Here is a 17,948-nt window from a genome sequence, read left to right on the forward strand (position 1 = left end):
TCTTTCTGCCTGCCTACTCAAATCAGAAGCGAATGTGGGGGGTCAACAGGCCAGATTCGATTGGCCAGCCGAAAATAACGACCAAATCGACTTTTAAAGTGAGTCTTAGGCATGTCGTTATCCCAAAACCGCTGGGCGACATGCATCAGTTCTCATGAAAATGATTGTAAACCAGCTTCGCCACCTGCTCGGAAATGCCGTCGACCTTGACCAGATCCTCCATCGCCGCCCGGCTGACCGCCTTGGCGGTGCCGAAATGCAAGAGCAGCGCGCGCTTGCGGCCGGGACCGATGCCGCTGATCTCGTCGAGCGGGCTCTTGACCATTTCCTTCTTGCGGCGGGCGCGGTGTGAGCCAATGGCAAAGCGGTGGACCTCGTCGCGCAGCCGTTGGACGAAGTAGAGAACGGGATCGCGCACCGGCAGCGAAAACGAGTCCCTGCCCTTGACGAAGAAGCGCTCGCGGCCGGCGTCGCGGTCCTGGCCCTTGGCGATGCCGATGGCCACGACGCGATCCTCGATCCCGAGATCGGCAAGGATCTTGCGCACCGCCGTCATCTGGCCCTGGCCGCCATCGATGAGGATGACGTCGGGCCAGGCCGGAAAACCGCTGACGCCCTCGATGTCGTCCTCCGTCTCGCCCTCTGTTTCGGCGCTTTGCGGCGTATCGCCATGTTCCTTCAGCAGCCTGGAGAAGCGCCGCTCCATCACTTCACGCATCATGCCGAAATCGTCGCCCGGCGTGATCTCGGTCGAGCGGATGTTGAATTTCCGGTACTGGTTCTTCACAAAGCCTTCCGGTCCGGCAACGACCATCGCCCCAACCGCATTTGTGCCCATGATGTGCGAATTGTCGTAGACCTCAATGCGTACCGGCGGCTTTGCCAGGCCGAAAGTCTCGGCAAAGCCGGTAAGCAGCCGCGCCTGCGTCGAGGTTTCGGCCAGCCGGCGGCCGAGCGCCTCGCGGGCATTCTGCAACGCATTGTCGGCCAGGTCCTTCTTCTCGCCGCGCTGCGGCACCGAGATCGATACTTTGCGGCCGGCGCGGGTGGAAAGCGCCTCGGCCAGCAGTTCCTGCTCCTCGACGGCGTGCGAGAGCAGTATGGCGCGCGGCGGCGGCTTGTCGTCATAGAACTGCGCCAGGAACGAGCCCAGCACTTCCGATCCCTCCAGCGCCGGATCGGCCTTGGGGAAATAGGCGCGATTGCCCCAGTTCTGGCCGGTGCGGAAGAAGAACACCTGGATGCAGACCTGGCCGCCTTCCTGATGGATGGCGAAGACATCGGCCTCGTCGACGGTCTGCGGGTTGATGCCCTGGTGGCTTTGCACGTGCGACAGCGCCGCCAGCCGGTCGCGATAGATGGCGGCGCGCTCGAAATCGAGGTTTTCCGAGGCCTGCTGCATGGCGGCGGAGATTTCCGTCTTCACCTTCTGGCTGCGGCCGGAGAGGAAATCCTTGGCCTCGGCGACCAGCTCGGCATAGTCGGTGTGCGAGATCTCGCCGGTGCAGGGCCCGGCGCAGCGCTTGATCTGGTAGAGCAGGCAGGGCCGGGTGCGGTTTTCGTAGAAAGAGTTGGTGCAGCTCCTCAGCAGGAAGGCGCGCTGCAGCGAATTGATGGTGCGGCCGACCGCGCCCGCCGAAGCAAAAGGGCCGAAATAGTCACCCTTGCGCGAGCGCGCGCCGCGATGCTTGTAGATGCCGGGCGAGACATGGTCGCCGGTGAGCAGAATATAGGGGAACGACTTGTCGTCCCGCATCAACACATTGAATCTTGGCCGCAAGCGCTTGATAAGATTGGCTTCGAGCAGCAGCGCTTCGATCTCGGTGCGGGTGACGACAAATTCCATCGTCGCCGTCTCGCGCACCATGCGGCCGATGCGGCTGGTGTGGAAACGGCCCTGGGCGTAGTTGGTCACCCGCTTCTTCAGGCTGCGCGCCTTGCCGACATAGAGCACGTCGCCGGCGGCGTTCATCATGCGGTAGACGCCGGGCGCATTCGGCAGCCGCTTAACCAGCGTCTGGATGACCTCGGCGCCGACCATGCCGTCGGCATCGCCGGCATGCGGCGTCCAGTCGATGGCGGTGAAGGCCACATCCGGGCCGGCCGGCGTGACGATCTCCTCGACAGCCTCGTCCTCGAGATCGACATCGGGGGCCAGGTCGTCAGCGGTGCCGCGTGTCTTGGGTTTCTGGTCTACGGGACTCATTCCACCATGCCTGTCACATCCGGCGTCTGCCATGCAAGGTGCTGGCCGCCATCGAGCGCGATCATCTGGCCAGTGACCGAGCGCGCCGCCCAGAGATAGCGGATGGTGGCGCCGAATTCCGGCAATTCCGGGCCGCGTTTCAGGATCAGGCCGGCGACCTGCTTATCGAAATCATGGTCTTCCTGGCGCATGTTCTTCAGCGTCGGGCCAGGACCGATGGCGTTGACGCGAATGCGCGGTCCCAGCGCCTGCGCCAGCATCTGGGTTTGCGTCCACAGCGTCGACTTCGACAGCGCATAGGAGAAATAGCGCGGCGTCGGCCGCCAGACGCGCTGGTCGATCATGTTGACGATCAGCCCCTCCTGCCCCTGCGGCAGCGCGCGGGCGAAGGTCTGAGCCAACAGCGCCGGCGCCTTGACATGGATGGCGAAGTGCCGGTCCCAGGCAAGCCAGTCGAAATCCTGAACCGTATCGTTTGCGAATAGCGAGGCATTGTTGACCAGCAGCGTAACCGGCCCGAGCGCCGCTTCGGCGCGACCGATCAGGTCGCCGACCGCTGCCATGTCGGTCAGGTCGGCGGCTACCACCGCGGCGCGGCCATTCTGGCCCTTGATCTTTTCCGCCAGCGCCTCCGCCTCGGCTCGCGAGCGGTTGCAGTGAATCGCCACGGCAAAACCGTTTGCGGCCAGATCCTCGACGATCGCCTTGCCGATCCGCTTGCCTCCGCCTGTTACCAGCGCCGTTCCTGCGGCCTTGTTCATCCTGTCAATCCTTAATCGGGGCTCCAATTTCAGCCCGCCGGCAAAATATGGCCGGCCAAGGGTTAAATGCCGTTCGTACCTTGGGCAGCATTGTGGCAAAGCGGCCTGACCGGCCTTTCGTCTCTGGCCGGGACTCGGCCTGCCGGACCGCAATATAGGGCGCTGGACTCCTTGCACCAAGCGGTGTGCAGCGCAGCATGGCAAAGCCTCCTGACACCATCTGTTGCGCGGATGCAACGTCAAGGTTCGGCCTCATTCGTGCCGGGGAATGACCCAAGTTCAGGTTCGCTTCAGCCGCATTTTGACACGACATTTGGAACTGTAGAGCGCCAGACCCGTTTATCCCCCCGGACGGGTCGAGGGCGCTCGTAAAAGCAAGCCTGTGCCTGTGGCTTAAGGAGTAAAGAACAATGCAAGCCAATCTTAAATTCGCGCGACCGCTGGCGGTAGCGCTCGGGCTCTTCGCCCTCAGTGGAACCGCCTATGCCGCGGACGTCGTTTCGGAAGAGCCGCCGGCCCCCGCGCCGATCGCGGAACTACCCGTCGCCTCCTGGGCCGGTCCCTATGCCGGTGTGAGCGTTGGCTACGGCTTCAGCGGCCATGCCGATGCCAAGGATGTCGGCGTCGACGTCGGCACCAAGGGCTTCGTCGGCGGTGTCTTCGGCGGCTATCAGTGGCAGCAGGAGAACTTCGTCTACGGTGCTGAAGCCGATCTCGGCTACACCGGTATCAAGGGCGACGATGCCGGCATCGAGTCCAAGGGCGGCTTCGAAGGCTCGCTCCGCGCTCGTCTCGGCTACTCCGTCACCCCTGAGATCCTGCTCTATGGCACCGCCGGTGGTGCGCTCAGGAACCAGAAGATCGAAGCCGCTGGCATCAGCGACACCAACACCATGCTCGGCTGGACGGCCGGTGTCGGTACCGACATCAAGATCACCGACAATGTGTTCGGCCGTGTCGAATATCGCTACACCGATTTCGGCGATAAGGACTTCGACGGTATCGGCAAGGTCAAGTCGACCGACAACCGCGTCACCTTCGGCGTCGGTATGAAGTTCTAAGTCGCTCAAGCCACGACACGAAAAAGCCGGGCCTCGCGCCCGGCTTTTTTATGTCTGGCGCTGCCCTGTTCCTTCTCCCCTCGTGGGCGAAGGGAAGCCCCAAAATAGCCGTTGCGCCCCTTCCCGGCTTGTGCCTATAGTTAGTACGTGGCTCGCACGAACAAACAGTTTGATCTGTGAGGACCCCTTTGGCCCGTGGGCTGACAAGCGGTCAGGATGTGAGCAGGAACACTCGGTCAAAAAAGGGGAATGCAGTGAACCGCTTTCAGAAATTCTCGGCCGCGGCGCTCGTCGCGGCATCCTTCGCGCCGGCCGCACTTGCCGCCGATGACAAGCTTACGATCGGCATCATCACTTTCTCGACCTCCGACGTCGACACCAACCAGATGGTTGACACCATGACCAAGCAAGCCCAGTCCAAGGGCTGGGCTGTGGAAACGCTCAATGCCAATGGCGACCCGTCGCAGGCGATCACCAGCATCAAGCAACTGGCGACCAAGAAGGTGAACGCCATCATCGTCACGGTGTTCGATTCGACCGGCCTCGCCGCCGGGCTCCAGGCCGCGGCGGATGCCAAGATCCCGGTGCTTTCGGCCGGCGGCGGCATGGCCGACGGCATCGCGCTTTCGGCAAGCACCGGCGCCGCGCCTCCGCTGATCGATCTGATGCTGAAGGACATCGGCAATTCCGGCACCCTGCTCGACCTCACCTACCACCCCGGTATCCCGTGCCGCGAGCGCGCCGATGCTTTCGATGCGGCGGTCAAGGCCAATCCGGGTCTCAAGGCGACGTCACATGAGATCAGCATCCCGGGTGCGGCCGAATCCTCGCAGGCCGCGACCAGCGCCTGGCTTGCCGCCAATGCCGACTCCAAGGGCCCGTTCGCGATCTTCAACTGCTATGACGACAACGCCATGGGCGCGATCGCCGCGCTGAAGCAGAACGGCCGCAGCGACGTGAAGGTCTATTCCTTCAACGCCACGGCGCCCGCCGTGCAGGCGGTCAAGGACGGGACGATGACCGCCACGCTCGGCGTCGACCTGACGTCTGCCGGCAAGATGCTGGTCGACCAGATCCCCGACATATTGTCGGCCCGCGACCAGTGGCAGCCGAAATCCTTCGTGCCGGGCTACACGCTCGTCACCAAGGACAATGTCGACCAGTTCATGAAGGACAATCCGCAGTAAGCTCCGCGGATTACGGATCTGGCCGGGCTGGCCCGGCCAGATCGAAGTCCGATCATGAGAGCCGCCATGCAAGCTGACCGTTCACTGCCCGAAACCTCCGCTCCTGCAGAGGCGCCCCGCGCCTTGCCGTCAACGCAAGCCGGATATCCGTCACCCGGCGCGCGCGAACGCCGCGCCATGCTGATGCGCCTGCTCGGCACCTACGGCACCATCATCGTGCTGGGCTCGATGCTGCTGATCTTCTCGGTCCTGCAACCGGGAACCTTCGCCACGATCGGGAATTTTCGCAATATCATCAATGACATGGCGATCGGCACCATCGTCGCCGCCGGCCTCACCGTGCCGCTGGTGGCCGGCGATTTCGACCTCAGCATCGGCTATGTCGCAAGCTTCTGCGGCCTGCTCGTCGTCGGGTTGTTGAGCTTCAGCGGGCTGTCGATCCCGCTCGCCATCGTCCTTGTCGTCGGCCTCGGCACGCTGATCGGCATCGTTAACGGCATCGTCGTGTCCAAGATCGGCGTGAACGCCTTCATCGCCACGCTTGGCACCGGCACCATCGTCGTCGGGCTGAACTATGCCTATTCCGGCGGCATTCCGCTGCAGCTCACCCAGAGCCGGGAATTCACCAATATCGCCATCGGCCGCATCGCCGGGGTGCCGCACCTCGTCATCATCATGGCCGTCGTGCTGGCACTGCTATGGGTGATACTCAACCGCACGGTACAGGGCCAGCACATCAAGGCGATCGGCGTCAGCCCGGAATCGGCGCGCCGCGCCGGCGTCGCCGTCGACCGCAGCCGCATCGTCGCCTTCGCCATCGCCAGCACCTGTGCTGCCATCGGCGGCGTGCTGATGGCTTCCAATCTCGGCTCCGGCCAGGTGACGGCGGGCGACAGCTTCATGCTGACCTCGTTCTCGGCCGCCTTCCTCGGCTCGGCGGCGCTGCGCGAAGGCCAGTTCCACATAATCGGCACCTTGATCGGCGTGCTGACGGTCGCCGTCGGCAACAACGGGCTGGCGATGATCGGGGCGCCGATCTTCACCCAGTTCCTGTTCACCGGCTGCCTGCTCGTCGTCGCCGTGGCGCTCGGCGGCATCGGCCGCCGCTACGGACGGGGGTGAGCGAGATGGCACAATCAACGCTGCTTTCGCTCCGCCACATCTGCCGAAGCTTCGGCGGTATCCAGGCGCTGGACGATGTTTCGCTAGATATTGCCAAGGGCGACATCGTCGGCCTGGTCGGCGACAATGGTGCCGGCAAGTCGACGCTGATCAAGATCCTGGCCGGCGCGCATGATCCGACGTCCGGCGAGGTGATCTTGGAAGGCCAACCGCGAAGACTGTCGCCGCCCGCCGAGGCGCAGCGGCTCGGCATCGAGACAGTCTATCAGGATCTGTCGCTGATCGGCACTTTCACCGCGGCCGAGAATTTTTTCCTCGGGCGCGAGCTCGCGCTCGGCCGCGGCCCTGCCCTGCTGCGCTGGATCCGCCTGAAATCGATGGGCGACACCGCGATCAAGGGTCTCGATGAATTGCACATCGACATCCCCGGCGTGCGCTCAAAGACGGTCGAACGCATGTCGGGTGGCCAGCGCCAGTTGGTGGCGATCGCGCGCGGCGCCTTCTGGGGACATAAGCTGCTGTTGCTCGACGAGCCGACCGCGGCACTTGGCGTGCGCGAATCGCGCGAGGTGCTCGACCTCATCAGGAGGCTCGGTGCCAAGGGGTTGACCATCGTCATGGTCACCCACAATCTCGATCACCTCTGGCAGGTCTGCAACCGCGTTGTGGTGATGCGCCGGGGCCGCAAGGCCGCCGATCTTCCGAGCGCCGCCACCAACATGGAAGAGGTCGTCGCCTACATCACCGGCGCCAAGGAGGCGATGCCGGCCGCCGCAATGCTGGAGGCCGGCGCATGAGTGCGACCGACACAATGACGCTGACCCGGCTGCTGGCCGATGCGCCCAACCGCTGGGGCCACTGGGGCGCCGACGACCAGATCGGCGCCCTCAATTATCTGACATCGGACGAGGTCAAGCGCGGGCTCTCGGCGGCGCGGGATGGCCGTACCTTCACCCTCGGCGTGCCGATCGCCACGCAGGAGGGCGACCCGGTGTTTCCCGGCCGCTGGCCGGCCAAGCATTTCATGGTTGCCGACAAGGCCGGCTTCGAGAATGGCCATTGGCAGCCGCTGGCCGGCGGCCTCGAATTCGCCGACGACTATGTCACCGGCTTCGCCCAGGCCGGCACCCATTGCGACGCGCTGGGCCATATGTGGTTCGACGACACGCTGTGGAACGGATTCCCGGCCAGCAGCACCAGTGGCGGTATGACCAGAGCCGGCATCATGCCGATCGCCGAGCGCGGGATCGTCGGCCGCGGCGTGCTGCTCGACGTCGCCCGCTTCCGCGGCAAGTCGGCGCTGGAGCGAGCCGAGACTTTTACGCATCACGACCTGATGGAATGCGCGCGGGCGCAAGGCGTCGACATCCTGCCGCGCAGCATCCTGCTTGTCCGAACCGGCTGGGTCGGCGCACTGGCGGCGGGACAGCAGCGCGTTGGCGAAGATTACTGGGAGCCGGGCCTGACCTTCAGCCTTGAACTGGTGCGCTGGTTCGACGAGATGCAGATCCCGAGCCTGGTCACCGATACGCTGGCCAACGAGACCACCTATGAGCCTGGGACAGGGCTGATGCTGGTGCTGCACGCAGCGCTGATGCGCAATCTCGGCATCGTCTTCACCGAAATGGCGTCGCTCGACGCGCTGGCCGCCGACTGCGCCGAGGATCGACGCTACGAAGGTTTCTACTGCGCGAGCCCGGCCAAGGTCAGCAAAGGCACGGGCGGCTCGGCAAATCCAGTGTTCATCAAATAGAACCCAACAAGACGGAATGACTTTCATGACTTCTGCGGACGACCAGCTCTGTTTCCTGCCGGCCACCGAACTGGCCGAGCGCATCCGGCGCCGCGACCTGTCGCCGGTCGAGGTGACGGAGGCGTATCTGCGCCGCATCGAGGCGCGCAATCCGGTCGTCAACGCCTATACGCTGGTGCTCGGCGACGAAGCTATGGATGCCGCGCGCGTCGCCGAAAAGGCCGTGATGGCAGGCGTTCCGCTCGGGCCGTTGCACGGCGTGCCGGTCGGCATCAAGGATCTTGATGATCTCGCCGGCGTGCCGACCTCGATGGGTTCGCGGGCGGTCGAGAACCGGGTACCCAAAGACAGCGCGGCGGCGGTCGATCGGCTGCTCGATGCCGGCGCCATCGTACTCGGCAAGACCAACACGCCGGAGTTCGGCCACAAGGGCATCACCGACAATCTGCGCTTTGGGCCGACCAGCACGCCTTTTGCGATCGGCTACAATTCCGGTGGCTCGTCGGGCGGCAGCGCTGCCGCGGTGGCAGACGGCATGGCGGCGCTGGCGCAAGGCACGGATGGCGGCGGCTCGGTGCGCATTCCGGCCTCGTTCAGCGGCACCGTCGGCTTCAAGCCTTCCTTCGGCCGCATCCCCTCGGTGACGCGTCCCGACGGCTTCCTGTGGGGGCATCCGCTGGTCCATATCGGACCGCTGGCCCGAACCGTTGCCGACGCGGCGCTGATGACCAAGGTCATGGCCGGGTCGCACAGCCGCGACCCGCTCAGCTTGCCCGACGACGGCGTCGATTATGTCGGCGCCGTCAGCGGGCCGGCACGAAAGCCGCGGGTCGCCTACAGCCCGCGCCTCGGCAATTTCCCTGTCCACCCCGATGTCGCAGCGGTCGTTGCCGATGCGGTCGATGTCATGCGCCGGAACGGCATCGAGGTCGATGAGGTCGAACCCGATTTCAAGGCGGACCACAAGGAACTGGCGGCGCTCTGGGTGCGCACGATCTCGATCCACTACGCGGCGATCGCCGTATACTGGAAACAGGAAGGCATCGACCTGATGGGCGAGCACGCGGCGGTGCTGACGCCGCAGTTCCGCGCCATGCTGGAGGGCGCCTACAAAGTGTCGGCGGTCGAGCACGCACTCGACGACCTGCTGCGCACCAACGTCTTTGATGGCCTTCAGGATCTGTTTGAAACCCATGACCTGATCGTCTCGCCGACGCTGGCCATTCCACCGGTCAAAAATGCGACCGACGGCAACACGATCGGACCGACGTCTATCAATGGCGAGGCGGTCGATCCGCTGATCGGATGGTGCATGACCTATCCGATCAACTACACCGGCCATCCCGCGATCTCGGTGCCGGCCGGGCTGACGGCGCAGGGCCTGCCCGTCGGCCTGCAGATCATCGGGCGGCGGCACGCCGATGCGAGCGTGCTCAATATGGCGGCGCGGTTCGAGCGCATGCAGCCGTGGTTCGGGAGTTATTTGAAGCTGGCGGGGCGGTGATCTCCCCCCTTGAGGGGGAGATGTCGCCAAAGGCGACAGAGGGGGTCGCCGCGCGTGGAGCGCCGGCGCCTTCCGCGACGACAGAGGGTGTCGGCGATCTATGCGAGACGACCCCCTCTGGCCTGCCGGCCATCTCCCGCTCAAGGAGGGAGATTACGCACTCCGCCGCATTCGCTAATCGCCAAGGTCAGATCGGCAGCTGCAGCAGCTCCGAGATCACCAGCCCTGCGGCGCCGAGCAGCGCCGCGCCATCGCCCGCATCGCCGGCGATGAATTCGATCGCACCGCCTGGCCGCGCCGGGACCATAGCGCGGACGTGGTTGGCGATGGCGCCGAGCAGGCGGTCGCCGCCGAGCACGACATCGCCATGCAGGATGAAGATGTTGGGCGCCACCGTCTGTTGCAGGTTGGCGATGCCGACAGCGACGTTGCGGGCGTAGCGGTCGAGCAGCTCGGCCGCTCCCGGCAACCGGTGCTGCGCCATGTCGACGAGGCGAGCCGAATCGATCAGCTCAGGCTCGGGCAGAGCCGCTCGGCTGGCCTCGCGCCGCAGCCAGCTCAGTGTGGCGATGGTATCCCAGCAGCCGCGCCGGCCGCAGCGGCAAAGCTCGCCGTCGAGTTGTACGAAAGTGTGGCCGAGCTCGCCCCCTGCCCCGGCGGTGCCGCGATAGAGATGACCATCGAAAAAGAACGCGCCGCCGAGCACTTCACCGGTATAGACGACGGCGAACTGCCTGACGCCGCGCCCGGCGCCGAACCAGCGGTCGCCGACCAGCAAGGCGCGCGGATGGTGGTCGAGCTTGACCGGCAGGCCGAAGCGGCGGCCGAGTTCGTCGGCGAGCGGATAGCGGTCGAGCGCCGGCGCCAGGTTGACGGTGACGATCGAGCCGCGATCGGTGTCGACCATGCCGCCGACGCCGACACCGATGCCGAAAGGCGTGCGCCGCGCCTTGGCGAGTGTGTCGCCGACGCATTCGGCGATGGTCTCGATGATCGGCCCGACCGGTCCCCTGCCGTCCGGCAGCGCCATCTTGCGCTCCGCCTCGATCTTGCCGTCGAGCGTCGCCACGCAGGCATGGACCGCGTCCGGCATCAAAAGCACGCCGCAGATCGGACGGGCATTGGGCGAGAACCATAGCGGCCGCGCCGGCTTGCCGCCGCCGGGATTGGCGGGGATCGGATCGCTCTCAACCAGCACCTGGTCGTCGATCAGCGGCTGGACGATGCCGGAAATGGTGGTGCGATTGACGCCCGCAAGCCGGGCCAGCTCGGCGCGGCTGGTGGGACCGAGATCGAACAGCGCCTGCAACACGCGGCCGCGATTGGTCGAGCCGACCATGGAGGAGGACAGCAGTGCCTTGCGCGGGCGCGAAACCGGTTCCGCCCCCGACGCGTCGCCAGGCGGCGCAAACAGCGCGCTGCGTCCGCCATTCGGGCTGTCGTCATCAGTCTTGGTCATTGCAGGGTTCACACAGGCATTGCTGGAAACCGTTGTAGCCCAAGAGCTTGCCGGTTTCGAGAACTTTGTGCGAGACGGCAACAAACCGGTCGCAGGATGTGCTCAGCCCGGAATCGCCGGCTTCAACTCCGGAAACTTCTCATCAAAACGCGCCGCCCAGCGGATCAGCCGGCTGCGGCCCTTCTCCCATTTTCCGGCAAAGCGCAGCGAGAGATAACCGAGGCAGGCGCGCAGCGCTATCTGGCCGGTGGTGATCTTCTTCGGCAGCTTCGGCGGATTGGCGTTGAGCAGATCGAGTGCCGCGGTGATCTTTGCCCACTGGCGGTCGAGCCAGGGCTGATAGACCATGTCCTCAGGGCGGGTGCGCCGCTCATAGACCATCGACAGCGCGCAGTCGCAGATACCGTCGGCCAGCGCCTCCAGCACTTCAGCATCGAGACGCTTGTCGGGATTGCGCGGCAACAGCGCGTTCTTCGACACCCGGTTGAGATGCTGGGTAATGGCGCGGCTGTCGTGGATCGAGCGGCCATCGTCCAGCACCAGCACCGGGATCTTGCCAAGCGGATTGGCGCCGGTCAGCTCGGCCGGCTTGTCCTCGGTCCTGACAGGCACGAGGTCGATGGCGATGCCTGCATAAAGCGCCGCCATGCGCACCTTGGAGCTATAGGGGGACGTGGACGCATAAAGCAGCTTTGGCATGATCGGTTTCCTGTTTGTGGACAGTGCGTTTTACCGATCGCCTTTGACGAGGCAACGGCCAGCAGCGGAAAAATCGGCTGCCAGAGGCGACATCGATCGTGAGCGCGATCCGCCGTCGAGACACAACAAAAAAGCCCCGCCGGACTTCGCCCCGTGGCGAAGTCCTGGGAGCTGCGAAAGATACCTCCGCCCCTCTTTTCGAGCGCATCAATACCGAAACAAAGAGCGCGGCACCTTGACGGTATCCGCCCTCATATGTTCCGGCACCGGCGCGCGAAGAAACGCGACTACTTCTTCGCCTTGGCCTTGGCAGGCGCAGCTTTCTTCACTGCTGCCGAAGACTTCGCCGCGGCGGCCTTTGCCGGAGCCTTGGCCTTGGCGGGTGCTGCCTTCTTCGCGGCGGGCTTCGCCGCTGCCTTTGCAACGGGCTTCTTAGCCGGCGCCGCTTTCTTAGCCGGTGCGGCCTTCTTTGCTGGTGCAGCCTTCTTTGCCGGTGCAGCCTTGGCCTTGGCCGGCGCTGCTTTCTTCACTGCTGGTTTTGCCGCGGCCTTTGCGGCCGGCTTCTTGGCCGGCGCAGCTTTTGCCTTAGGCTTGGCAGCAGGTGCTGCTTTCTTAACTGCAGTTGCTGCTTTCGCCGCCGCTGCCTTTACTGGTGCTTTCTTTGCCGGTGCCTTGGATGCCGGCGCTTTGGATGACGTCTTAGCCATGCGATGCCCCTTGCGTTGTGCCGATGGCCATTAGTGACCCGGCTTGTCATGCATATCTGACTCGCGTGCTTCTAGCCAGCGAAGCATCACAATGATTTTCGCAGCTTAAATTTCGGTTACGTCACGCGCACGACCATGCAGATCGTCGCAGAAATCCACCGGGGATCTTCGACCCGCGTGGTGAAATTCTGCGGTGAAAATTCCGCGCGCTCTATCTTGGCCGGTCTTGTCGATAAGCGAAGGAACTTTTTCGAACGGCCTTCACCGCAAGCATTGGCTGCTGATCGCGACCACCATGAAGAGCTGCAACGCAGCTCGCTTCGTCTTGACCAACACGGCGAACTACAGGTGCGGACAGAAGCAACACGACGAGTGCCGCCGCATCACCTTGCGCGACGAAAGTGAGCTTTAAGCTCATATTTTTCGAGATCGGGATTTTGCTTTCGGCAGTCGAGTTGGCGTTGTGAAAAATTGGCAATCTCCAGTCGGTCGAGCACCGGTGCATCAGCCCGAAAATCGGAATCCGTTTTTTGCCATACTGATCTCTGCTTTCGAAAATAATAAGCATATTCAAAGCGTTATAGCGCAGTTTGCGCATCCAAATGGACGTACGCCGCTCCAAGCGGTTCGACCTGCAGCCGGCGTGAAGGCTCGGACTGATGGAGGTGGGCGGCGAAGGTGTCCCATGGCGGCGTGATGGAAAGCTGCACCAAGATGCGGCCGATCTCGCCACGATGGTAGCTAGCGTGGAGAGCAACATGCATCAACATTTCCTGGCGTGACATCGACCCCTTGTCACCATCGGTGAACACGAAAGGCACGAGTTCCGATAGCTGTTCCGGTGAGACGATTTCGAGATAGTCGCGGTACCAGCGATCGGACGCTGCGACCGCCACGCGCAATTCGGCGAGCGCCGGCGTGTCCGCCGTGTTGTCAGCGTCATAGCTGTGGCTCCCGCCGACGAGATGCGCCGAAAAAATCAGCGCCACCACATGGCAATGATTGATCAGCCGTATCGCGGCGTGGCGTTCCTCATAGTGCACGTGCTGATCCAGGCTCGCGATTTTCTCCAGCAGTTCGTCGCTGGCCCAGGCCTGATAGGCGAAAAGGCCGCGAAGCAAGATCGAGGCGCTCATGATTCGTTTTCCTTCCGGTCCGGAAAATGTGAGTATGTTGTTTATATTTCCATATCCGTATTTTCATGGGGACAAGCAAACGTGTCTACTCGCATTGCAAAATCGCGTCCGCGCATGCGCAAGCAGCCGCGCCAGGCGCGCTCGATCGCGACCGTCGAAGCAATCATCGAAGCCGGTGCTCATATTCTGAGCGAGCTTGGCTGGGCCGGCTTCACGACAAACAAGGTGGCCGAGGCGGCCGGCGTCAGCATCGGCTCGCTCTATCAATATTTCCCCGACAAGCTCGCCTTGGTCGAGGCGATCCGACGCCGCCATTTCGATCACGTGCTGTCAGTCATCAGCGAAGCGGCGGCGGACGAGAAGCCGCTCAGGCAATTTGCGCGTGAGCTGGTGCGAGGCATGATCTCGGCGCACAGCATCCACCCGACGCTGCACCAGGTGCTGCTCGACGAGGCGCCGGGCGACCGCGGCTCACGGGCCGCCCATGCCGCATTCCAATCCCGCTATCTCGAACACTACACTGCCGCCGTGGCGCAGTATCGCAGGCGCAGGAAAGACAACGAGACCGTCGCACGAGTATTGTCATCGGCGATCGAGGGCGTGATCCACAATGCGGCGCGCCGGGGCATGCTGGATGCCGCCGATTTGCGGAAGCAGCTCGTCGAGCTGATCTCGGCCTATCTCTCTGGTGCGGGCAGTGCACGAACCGGGTAGCGCGGTCGGGCGCCCTCGGCGCTCACGCCTGATAGCCGAGGCAGATGGCGCCGAGCGCGACGACAGCGCAGGCACCGACGCGCCTTGGCGTCAGCGCCTCGCCGAGGAACAGCCTGCCGATGAACGCGGCGAAGACGACGCTGGTTTCTCGGATCGCGGTGATCGGGCCGGCCGGTCCGAGCGCGAAGGCGGCGACCACGACGCCATAGGCGAGCAGCGCAAACAGTCCGCCGCCCAGCGCCTTCCAGGTTTCCGGCGCTCCGAAATCGACTGCAAGCCTGCCGCGCAAGGCGACGAAGGTCGCCGGCAGCAAAGCGCCGTAGAGCACCAGCACCCATGCCGTATAGGCGCCACTGTCTTGTGAAGCGCGAACGCCGATGGCGTCGACCGTCGCATAGGCGGCGATGATCGCGCCCGTCGCCAGCGCGTAGAGGATCGAAATCGTCGACGCCCTTCCCTTACCCAGTGAAAGCGCCATGATGCCGCCGGCAACGAGCGCAACGCCGAGGATCTCCGGCACGCTGAGTTGCTGGCCGGCCAGAAAATAGCCGCCGAGCGTGACCAACAGCGGCACGCTGCCGCGCACGATCGGATAGACCTGCCCCAGTTCGCCGTATCTGTAGGCGGCCACCAGGAAGACGCTGTAGCCGACCTGCAAGCCGGCCGAGAGCACGACATAGGGCCAGGCCGCTGCCGCCGGGAGTGCATGGAGAAGCGCGAAGGGAATAGCAATCAGCGTGCTGGAAAAACTCATGACGGTGACCGTCCACAGCCTGTCGGCCCCTGTCCGCAGGAAGGCGTTCCAGCCGGCATGGAGGACGGCCGCGAACAGCGCAAGCGCAATGACCGTCGCGCTCATTGCGGTGTGTGCGCGCTGGCGATGATGGCGGCGGCCGCCTTGCGGGCATCGTCGATGGCGGGCTGTCCCATCTGCGCCATCAGCGTCGCACCCTCGATCAGCATCAGCAGCGCCGCAGCAGCGCTCTCGGCCTGCTTGGGCGCCATCACCTTCTCGAGGATCGACTGCATGTGCAGCTTGAAGGCGTTCTTCTGCCTGGCAACAGCCTTGAACACCGGATGGCCGGGATCGCCGAATTCAGCCAGCGCATGCGCGAACAGACAGCCGTGGAAATCGTCGCTGCGGAACCAGCGCTCGTGCCAGTCGAAGATTTTTCCAATCTTCTGCTCGGGCGTGGCGGCCTCTTGCGCGAGGCGGTCGAGCTGGCGCTCGAAACGCCGGGCGCGATGCTCCAGCACCTCGACGATCAGTTCGTCCTTGCTCGGGAAATGGCGATACATCGTCATCTTGGCTATGCCGGCTTCGGCGATGATCCGATCGATGCCGGTGGCATGGAAGCCGTCACGCTTGAATAGCGTATAGGCGGTGTCGACGACATGCTGGCGTTTACCAGGCGTGGGCGATGACATCATGGCATTCACTTAGTAGTGAGACAGGTCTGTCTCATATCTATGCGACGGATCGCGCCGGCTGTCAACACGCCAAAAGAAAGCCTGCGGTGATGTCGCCGCAGGCTAAAGAGGAAATAAAAGAGGAATGCCGCGCTCAGCGCAGGACGCGGCAGCGGCCGTTATAGACCATCCAGCGGTCGAAGCCCGAGACGCAGAATTCGACATTGTCGCCGATCGAGGCAAAGCCCTGCCCTTCCTCGATCAGATACCAGATGGTGCGGGCGCGGCCGTCGGACAGGCTGACGGTAGCGCCGCAATAGCGGCGGCCGATCGGCCAGGTTTCATCGGCCGGCAGATAGCGATGCTGGTGAATGCGCTGGAAATCGACAATTTCGACATCCGGCAGATGCGGCACGTGATGCACCTGATAGCTGAAGCGGTTGGTGATCTTTTTCAGCACCCAGTCCTCGCCGCAGACGCTGCCGTCGTCGGAATAGACGCCAAGGTCGGCGGCGTGCACGGCCTGTGTGACGCCAAGCGACGTGCCGAGCGGTGTGCAAAGGGCAATCAGTGCGGCAAGGGCGGATCTGGCGAAGCGAGTCATGGCAGCCTCTTATGGTCGACTCAGCGCACTGTGCGGATTCGCCCGGCGGCGGTCAAGCCGTTGCACAGTCATCTTGGTGGCGTCGATGAACAAAGGGTTGCTGGCGTTTACTCCCCCGCCAGCCACTCCATCCTCCAGTCCGCCGGCTTTTCGACGACCAGCAGCCGGTGCAGGGCTGGCAGCACAATGCGCAATTCGTCTTCCAGCGTGAATGGCGGGTTGACCACCACCATGCCGCTGCCGTCGAGGCTGGGTTCGGCCGACGGGGGTTTGATCTCGAAGTCTATGTCGAGCAGCTTCGGGATACCCGATTGCTTGAGCGCCTTCCTGAAGGCGATCACCGCCTTGCGGTCCTTCACCGGATACCACAGCGCATAGATGCCGCCTGGCCAGCGCTTGTGCGCCTTTTGCAGCCCGTCGACGAGCCGGCCGAACTCGCCCTGCTCCTCGAAGGGCGGATCGATGAGCACGAGGCCGCGGTTCTCCTTGGGCGGCAGATGCGCGCCAAGCGCCAGCCAGCCGTCGAGCTCGATCACCCGTGTCTGGAAGTCGCCGGCAAACAGCACCTTCAGCTTCGCGGCATCGTCCCGGTGCAGCTCGACCGCGGACAGCCGGTCCTGCTTGCGCATGAGTTGCCTGGCGATCAGCGGCGAGCCCGGATATTTCTTCACCTTGGGATTCGGGCCACCCTCCGGATTGAGCGAGCGAACCACATCGAGATAAGGAGCCAGCAGCGCCGCCGCCTTGGCGTCGAGCGGGGCATCGATCAGCCGGCCGATGCCGCCTTGCCACTCGCCGGTCTTTTGGGCTTCGGTCGAAGACAGATCGTAGCGGCCGATGCCGGCATGGGTGTCGATGACGCGGAATGCCTTGTCCTTCTGCTTCAGATATTCGACGAGCCGGCTCAGCACGACATGCTTGACGACATCGGCGAAGTTTCCGGCGTGATAGGCGTGGCGGTAGTTCATGCCATCAACTAACTCGACGAACCGTTGCGGCCCCAGCGTGGCGGTGGCGGCTGCGAGTTCGGGTTTTGCGGCCGGCCGCCGCCGAAGCGAAACGCCAGTACCAACCCGATCAGGCCAACCGCCATCAAGGAGAAGCCGACCGGCTGCGCGCGGCTGTCGATCTCGCCGGCGCCGGCGCGCAGCACGAGGTCCACGGCGCGCATGGGGATGTCCTCGGCGTCGCCGGGACCGGCCGTGAAGGTATAAGGACCGGGACTGACCGTCTGGATCACGCCCGCTTCATCGCGAAAGATCTTGTCCGGCGATTGCGGGCTGGGCTGGCGCGGGTTTTCGGAATGGTTGAAGGCAAGCGTCGAGGCGAGCACGGTCCGGCCGCCGGTGGCGGCGGTCAATGTCAGCAGGGTGCGCTGTTGCGAGGCGACGATGCGCTCGGCCCTGGCGGTGAGGTCGACCAGCACCCTGACCGGCGCGTCGCTTTCGGCAAGCAGCACCGTCACCGGCTTGAACCGGCCCTGCTCATAGACCCGCCAGGTGCCGATCTCATGGCCGGAGAAATTGCTCATCGCCCATGGATAGGCGATGCCGATGGCAATGCCGGCGAGCAGGATCAGGAGAAACAGAAAGCGCATCATTCATTCCATGAGATAGGAGCGGGCG

The 17,948-nt window shown here is 64.0% G+C and carries 19 protein-coding genes; 8 read left to right on the forward strand and 11 right to left on the reverse strand.

Annotated elements, in window-relative coordinates:
- Positions 1 to 145: 145 nt before the first annotated feature.
- Together uvrC and CN311_RS10185 are read right to left on the reverse strand one after the other, a co-directional pair.
- A complete protein-coding gene (gene uvrC, locus CN311_RS10180) occupies positions 146 to 2,206 on the reverse strand; it encodes an excinuclease ABC subunit UvrC (RefSeq protein ID WP_097573325.1) in 2,061 nt (686 codons plus the stop codon).
- Complete coding sequence (locus tag CN311_RS10185) at positions 2,203 to 2,967, reverse strand: SDR family oxidoreductase (protein ID WP_097573327.1); 765 nt, start codon at positions 2,965 to 2,967, stop codon at positions 2,203 to 2,205. Before CN311_RS10185 ends, uvrC begins: the two co-directional genes overlap by 4 nt.
- 410 nt (positions 2,968 to 3,377) lie before the next feature.
- Here CN311_RS10185 and CN311_RS10190 point away from each other — a divergent pair, with 410 nt between their 5' ends.
- The 6 genes from CN311_RS10190 (at position 3,378) to CN311_RS10215 (ending at position 9,594) form a co-directional block, all read left to right on the forward strand.
- Positions 3,378 to 4,028, forward strand: coding sequence for an outer membrane protein (locus CN311_RS10190; RefSeq protein WP_097573329.1), 651 nt, complete (start codon positions 3,378 to 3,380; stop codon positions 4,026 to 4,028).
- Between the two features lie 254 nt (positions 4,029 to 4,282).
- Entirely contained in the window at positions 4,283 to 5,215 is a 933-nt protein-coding gene (locus tag CN311_RS10195; protein ID WP_097573331.1) for a sugar ABC transporter substrate-binding protein, read from the forward strand.
- A gap of 123 nt (positions 5,216 to 5,338) precedes the next feature.
- Positions 5,339 to 6,337, forward strand: coding sequence for an ABC transporter permease (locus CN311_RS10200; RefSeq protein WP_245440797.1), 999 nt, complete (start codon positions 5,339 to 5,341; stop codon positions 6,335 to 6,337).
- A 5-nt stretch (positions 6,338 to 6,342) separates the two neighbouring features.
- Complete coding sequence (locus CN311_RS10205; RefSeq protein ID WP_097573335.1) at positions 6,343 to 7,134, forward strand: ATP-binding cassette domain-containing protein; 792 nt, start codon at positions 6,343 to 6,345, stop codon at positions 7,132 to 7,134.
- On the forward strand, positions 7,131 to 8,090 hold the full coding sequence (locus tag CN311_RS10210; protein WP_097573337.1) for a cyclase family protein: 960 nt from the start codon (positions 7,131 to 7,133) through the stop codon (positions 8,088 to 8,090). The genes CN311_RS10205 and CN311_RS10210 overlap by 4 nt, the downstream gene beginning before the upstream one ends.
- A gap of 25 nt (positions 8,091 to 8,115) precedes the next feature.
- Complete coding sequence (locus CN311_RS10215) at positions 8,116 to 9,594, forward strand: amidase (protein ID WP_097573397.1); 1,479 nt, start codon at positions 8,116 to 8,118, stop codon at positions 9,592 to 9,594.
- Between the two features lie 187 nt (positions 9,595 to 9,781).
- Here the strand turns inward: CN311_RS10215 and CN311_RS10220 are convergent, their stop codons facing one another.
- Together CN311_RS10220 and CN311_RS10225 are read right to left on the reverse strand one after the other, a co-directional pair.
- Positions 9,782 to 11,053, reverse strand: a complete 1,272-nt coding sequence (locus CN311_RS10220; RefSeq protein WP_097573339.1) for an ROK family protein — start codon at positions 11,051 to 11,053, stop codon at positions 9,782 to 9,784.
- Between the two features lie 102 nt (positions 11,054 to 11,155).
- Positions 11,156 to 11,752, reverse strand: a complete 597-nt coding sequence (locus tag CN311_RS10225; protein ID WP_097573349.1) for a glutathione S-transferase family protein — start codon at positions 11,750 to 11,752, stop codon at positions 11,156 to 11,158.
- 255 nt (positions 11,753 to 12,007) lie between these two features.
- Between CN311_RS10225 and CN311_RS32935 the strand changes: the two genes are divergently transcribed.
- A complete protein-coding gene (locus CN311_RS32935; RefSeq protein WP_208866469.1) occupies positions 12,008 to 12,493 on the forward strand; it encodes a hypothetical protein in 486 nt (161 codons plus the stop codon).
- 177 nt (positions 12,494 to 12,670) lie between these two features.
- Here the strand turns inward: CN311_RS32935 and CN311_RS32205 are convergent, their stop codons facing one another.
- Both CN311_RS32205 and CN311_RS10240 read right to left on the reverse strand, forming a co-directional pair.
- The gene (locus tag CN311_RS32205) at positions 12,671 to 13,057 is read right to left on the reverse strand and encodes a hypothetical protein (RefSeq protein WP_133117161.1); all 387 of its coding nucleotides are present in this window, start codon (positions 13,055 to 13,057) and stop codon (positions 12,671 to 12,673) included.
- Positions 13,038 to 13,595: a DinB family protein gene (locus CN311_RS10240; RefSeq protein WP_097573355.1), complete on the reverse strand. Its 558-nt coding sequence runs from the start codon at positions 13,593 to 13,595 to the stop codon at positions 13,038 to 13,040. Before CN311_RS10240 ends, CN311_RS32205 begins: the two co-directional genes overlap by 20 nt.
- A 114-nt stretch (positions 13,596 to 13,709) precedes the next feature.
- On the opposite strand from CN311_RS10240, the gene CN311_RS10245 reads away from it, so the two are divergent.
- On the forward strand, positions 13,710 to 14,309 hold the full coding sequence (locus CN311_RS10245) for a TetR/AcrR family transcriptional regulator (protein WP_097573356.1): 600 nt from the start codon (positions 13,710 to 13,712) through the stop codon (positions 14,307 to 14,309).
- Between the two features lie 22 nt (positions 14,310 to 14,331).
- Here CN311_RS10245 and CN311_RS10250 read toward each other — a convergent pair whose 3' ends face one another.
- From CN311_RS10250 to CN311_RS10270, 5 genes are all read right to left on the reverse strand, one after another.
- Complete coding sequence (locus CN311_RS10250) at positions 14,332 to 15,168, reverse strand: EamA family transporter (RefSeq protein ID WP_097573357.1); 837 nt, start codon at positions 15,166 to 15,168, stop codon at positions 14,332 to 14,334.
- A complete protein-coding gene (locus tag CN311_RS10255) occupies positions 15,165 to 15,740 on the reverse strand; it encodes a TetR/AcrR family transcriptional regulator (RefSeq protein ID WP_097573359.1) in 576 nt (191 codons plus the stop codon). Before CN311_RS10255 ends, CN311_RS10250 begins: the two co-directional genes overlap by 4 nt.
- Before the next feature lie 133 nt (positions 15,741 to 15,873).
- Positions 15,874 to 16,323, reverse strand: a complete 450-nt coding sequence (locus tag CN311_RS10260; protein WP_097573361.1) for a hypothetical protein — start codon at positions 16,321 to 16,323, stop codon at positions 15,874 to 15,876.
- A gap of 107 nt (positions 16,324 to 16,430) precedes the next feature.
- Positions 16,431 to 17,291 (reverse strand): 23S rRNA (adenine(2030)-N(6))-methyltransferase RlmJ, encoded by an 861-nt coding sequence (locus CN311_RS10265; RefSeq protein ID WP_097573363.1) that lies wholly within the window; start codon positions 17,289 to 17,291, stop codon positions 16,431 to 16,433.
- Between the two features lie 8 nt (positions 17,292 to 17,299).
- Positions 17,300 to 17,920, reverse strand: coding sequence for a hypothetical protein (locus CN311_RS10270; RefSeq protein ID WP_097573399.1), 621 nt, complete (start codon positions 17,918 to 17,920; stop codon positions 17,300 to 17,302).
- Between the last annotated feature and the right edge of the window lie 28 nt (positions 17,921 to 17,948).

It is taken from the genome of Mesorhizobium sanjuanii (genome assembly GCF_002529485.1).
GTDB classification, from domain to species: domain Bacteria; phylum Pseudomonadota; class Alphaproteobacteria; order Rhizobiales; family Rhizobiaceae; genus Mesorhizobium; species Mesorhizobium sanjuanii.

Bases quoted from the DNA above. Each gene is read 5' to 3' on its own strand.
- CN311_RS32935 (WP_208866469.1), top strand. From the start codon at position 12,008: ATGTTCCGGCACCGGCGCGCGAAGAAACGCGACTACTTCTTCGCCTTG.
- CN311_RS10220 (WP_097573339.1), bottom strand. From the start codon at position 11,053: ATGACCAAGACTGATGACGACAGCCCGAATGGCGGACGCAGCGCGCTG.
- CN311_RS10240 (WP_097573355.1), bottom strand. From the start codon at position 13,595: ATGAGCGCCTCGATCTTGCTTCGCGGCCTTTTCGCCTATCAGGCCTGG.
- CN311_RS10225 (WP_097573349.1), bottom strand. From the start codon at position 11,752: ATGCCAAAGCTGCTTTATGCGTCCACGTCCCCCTATAGCTCCAAGGTG.
- CN311_RS10265 (WP_097573363.1), bottom strand. From the start codon at position 17,291: ATGAACTACCGCCACGCCTATCACGCCGGAAACTTCGCCGATGTCGTC.
- CN311_RS10205 (WP_097573335.1), top strand. From the start codon at position 6,343: ATGGCACAATCAACGCTGCTTTCGCTCCGCCACATCTGCCGAAGCTTC.
- uvrC (WP_097573325.1), bottom strand. From the start codon at position 2,206: ATGAGTCCCGTAGACCAGAAACCCAAGACACGCGGCACCGCTGACGAC.
- CN311_RS10215 (WP_097573397.1), top strand. From the start codon at position 8,116: ATGACTTCTGCGGACGACCAGCTCTGTTTCCTGCCGGCCACCGAACTG.
- CN311_RS10245 (WP_097573356.1), top strand. From the start codon at position 13,710: ATGCGCAAGCAGCCGCGCCAGGCGCGCTCGATCGCGACCGTCGAAGCA.
- CN311_RS10255 (WP_097573359.1), bottom strand. From the start codon at position 15,740: ATGATGTCATCGCCCACGCCTGGTAAACGCCAGCATGTCGTCGACACC.
- CN311_RS10260 (WP_097573361.1), bottom strand. From the start codon at position 16,323: ATGACTCGCTTCGCCAGATCCGCCCTTGCCGCACTGATTGCCCTTTGC.
- CN311_RS32205 (WP_133117161.1), bottom strand. From the start codon at position 13,057: ATGCGCAAACTGCGCTATAACGCTTTGAATATGCTTATTATTTTCGAA.
- CN311_RS10190 (WP_097573329.1), top strand. From the start codon at position 3,378: ATGCAAGCCAATCTTAAATTCGCGCGACCGCTGGCGGTAGCGCTCGGG.
- CN311_RS10270 (WP_097573399.1), bottom strand. From the start codon at position 17,920: ATGCGCTTTCTGTTTCTCCTGATCCTGCTCGCCGGCATTGCCATCGGC.
- CN311_RS10185 (WP_097573327.1), bottom strand. From the start codon at position 2,967: ATGAACAAGGCCGCAGGAACGGCGCTGGTAACAGGCGGAGGCAAGCGG.
- CN311_RS10210 (WP_097573337.1), top strand. From the start codon at position 7,131: ATGAGTGCGACCGACACAATGACGCTGACCCGGCTGCTGGCCGATGCG.
- CN311_RS10250 (WP_097573357.1), bottom strand. From the start codon at position 15,168: ATGAGCGCGACGGTCATTGCGCTTGCGCTGTTCGCGGCCGTCCTCCAT.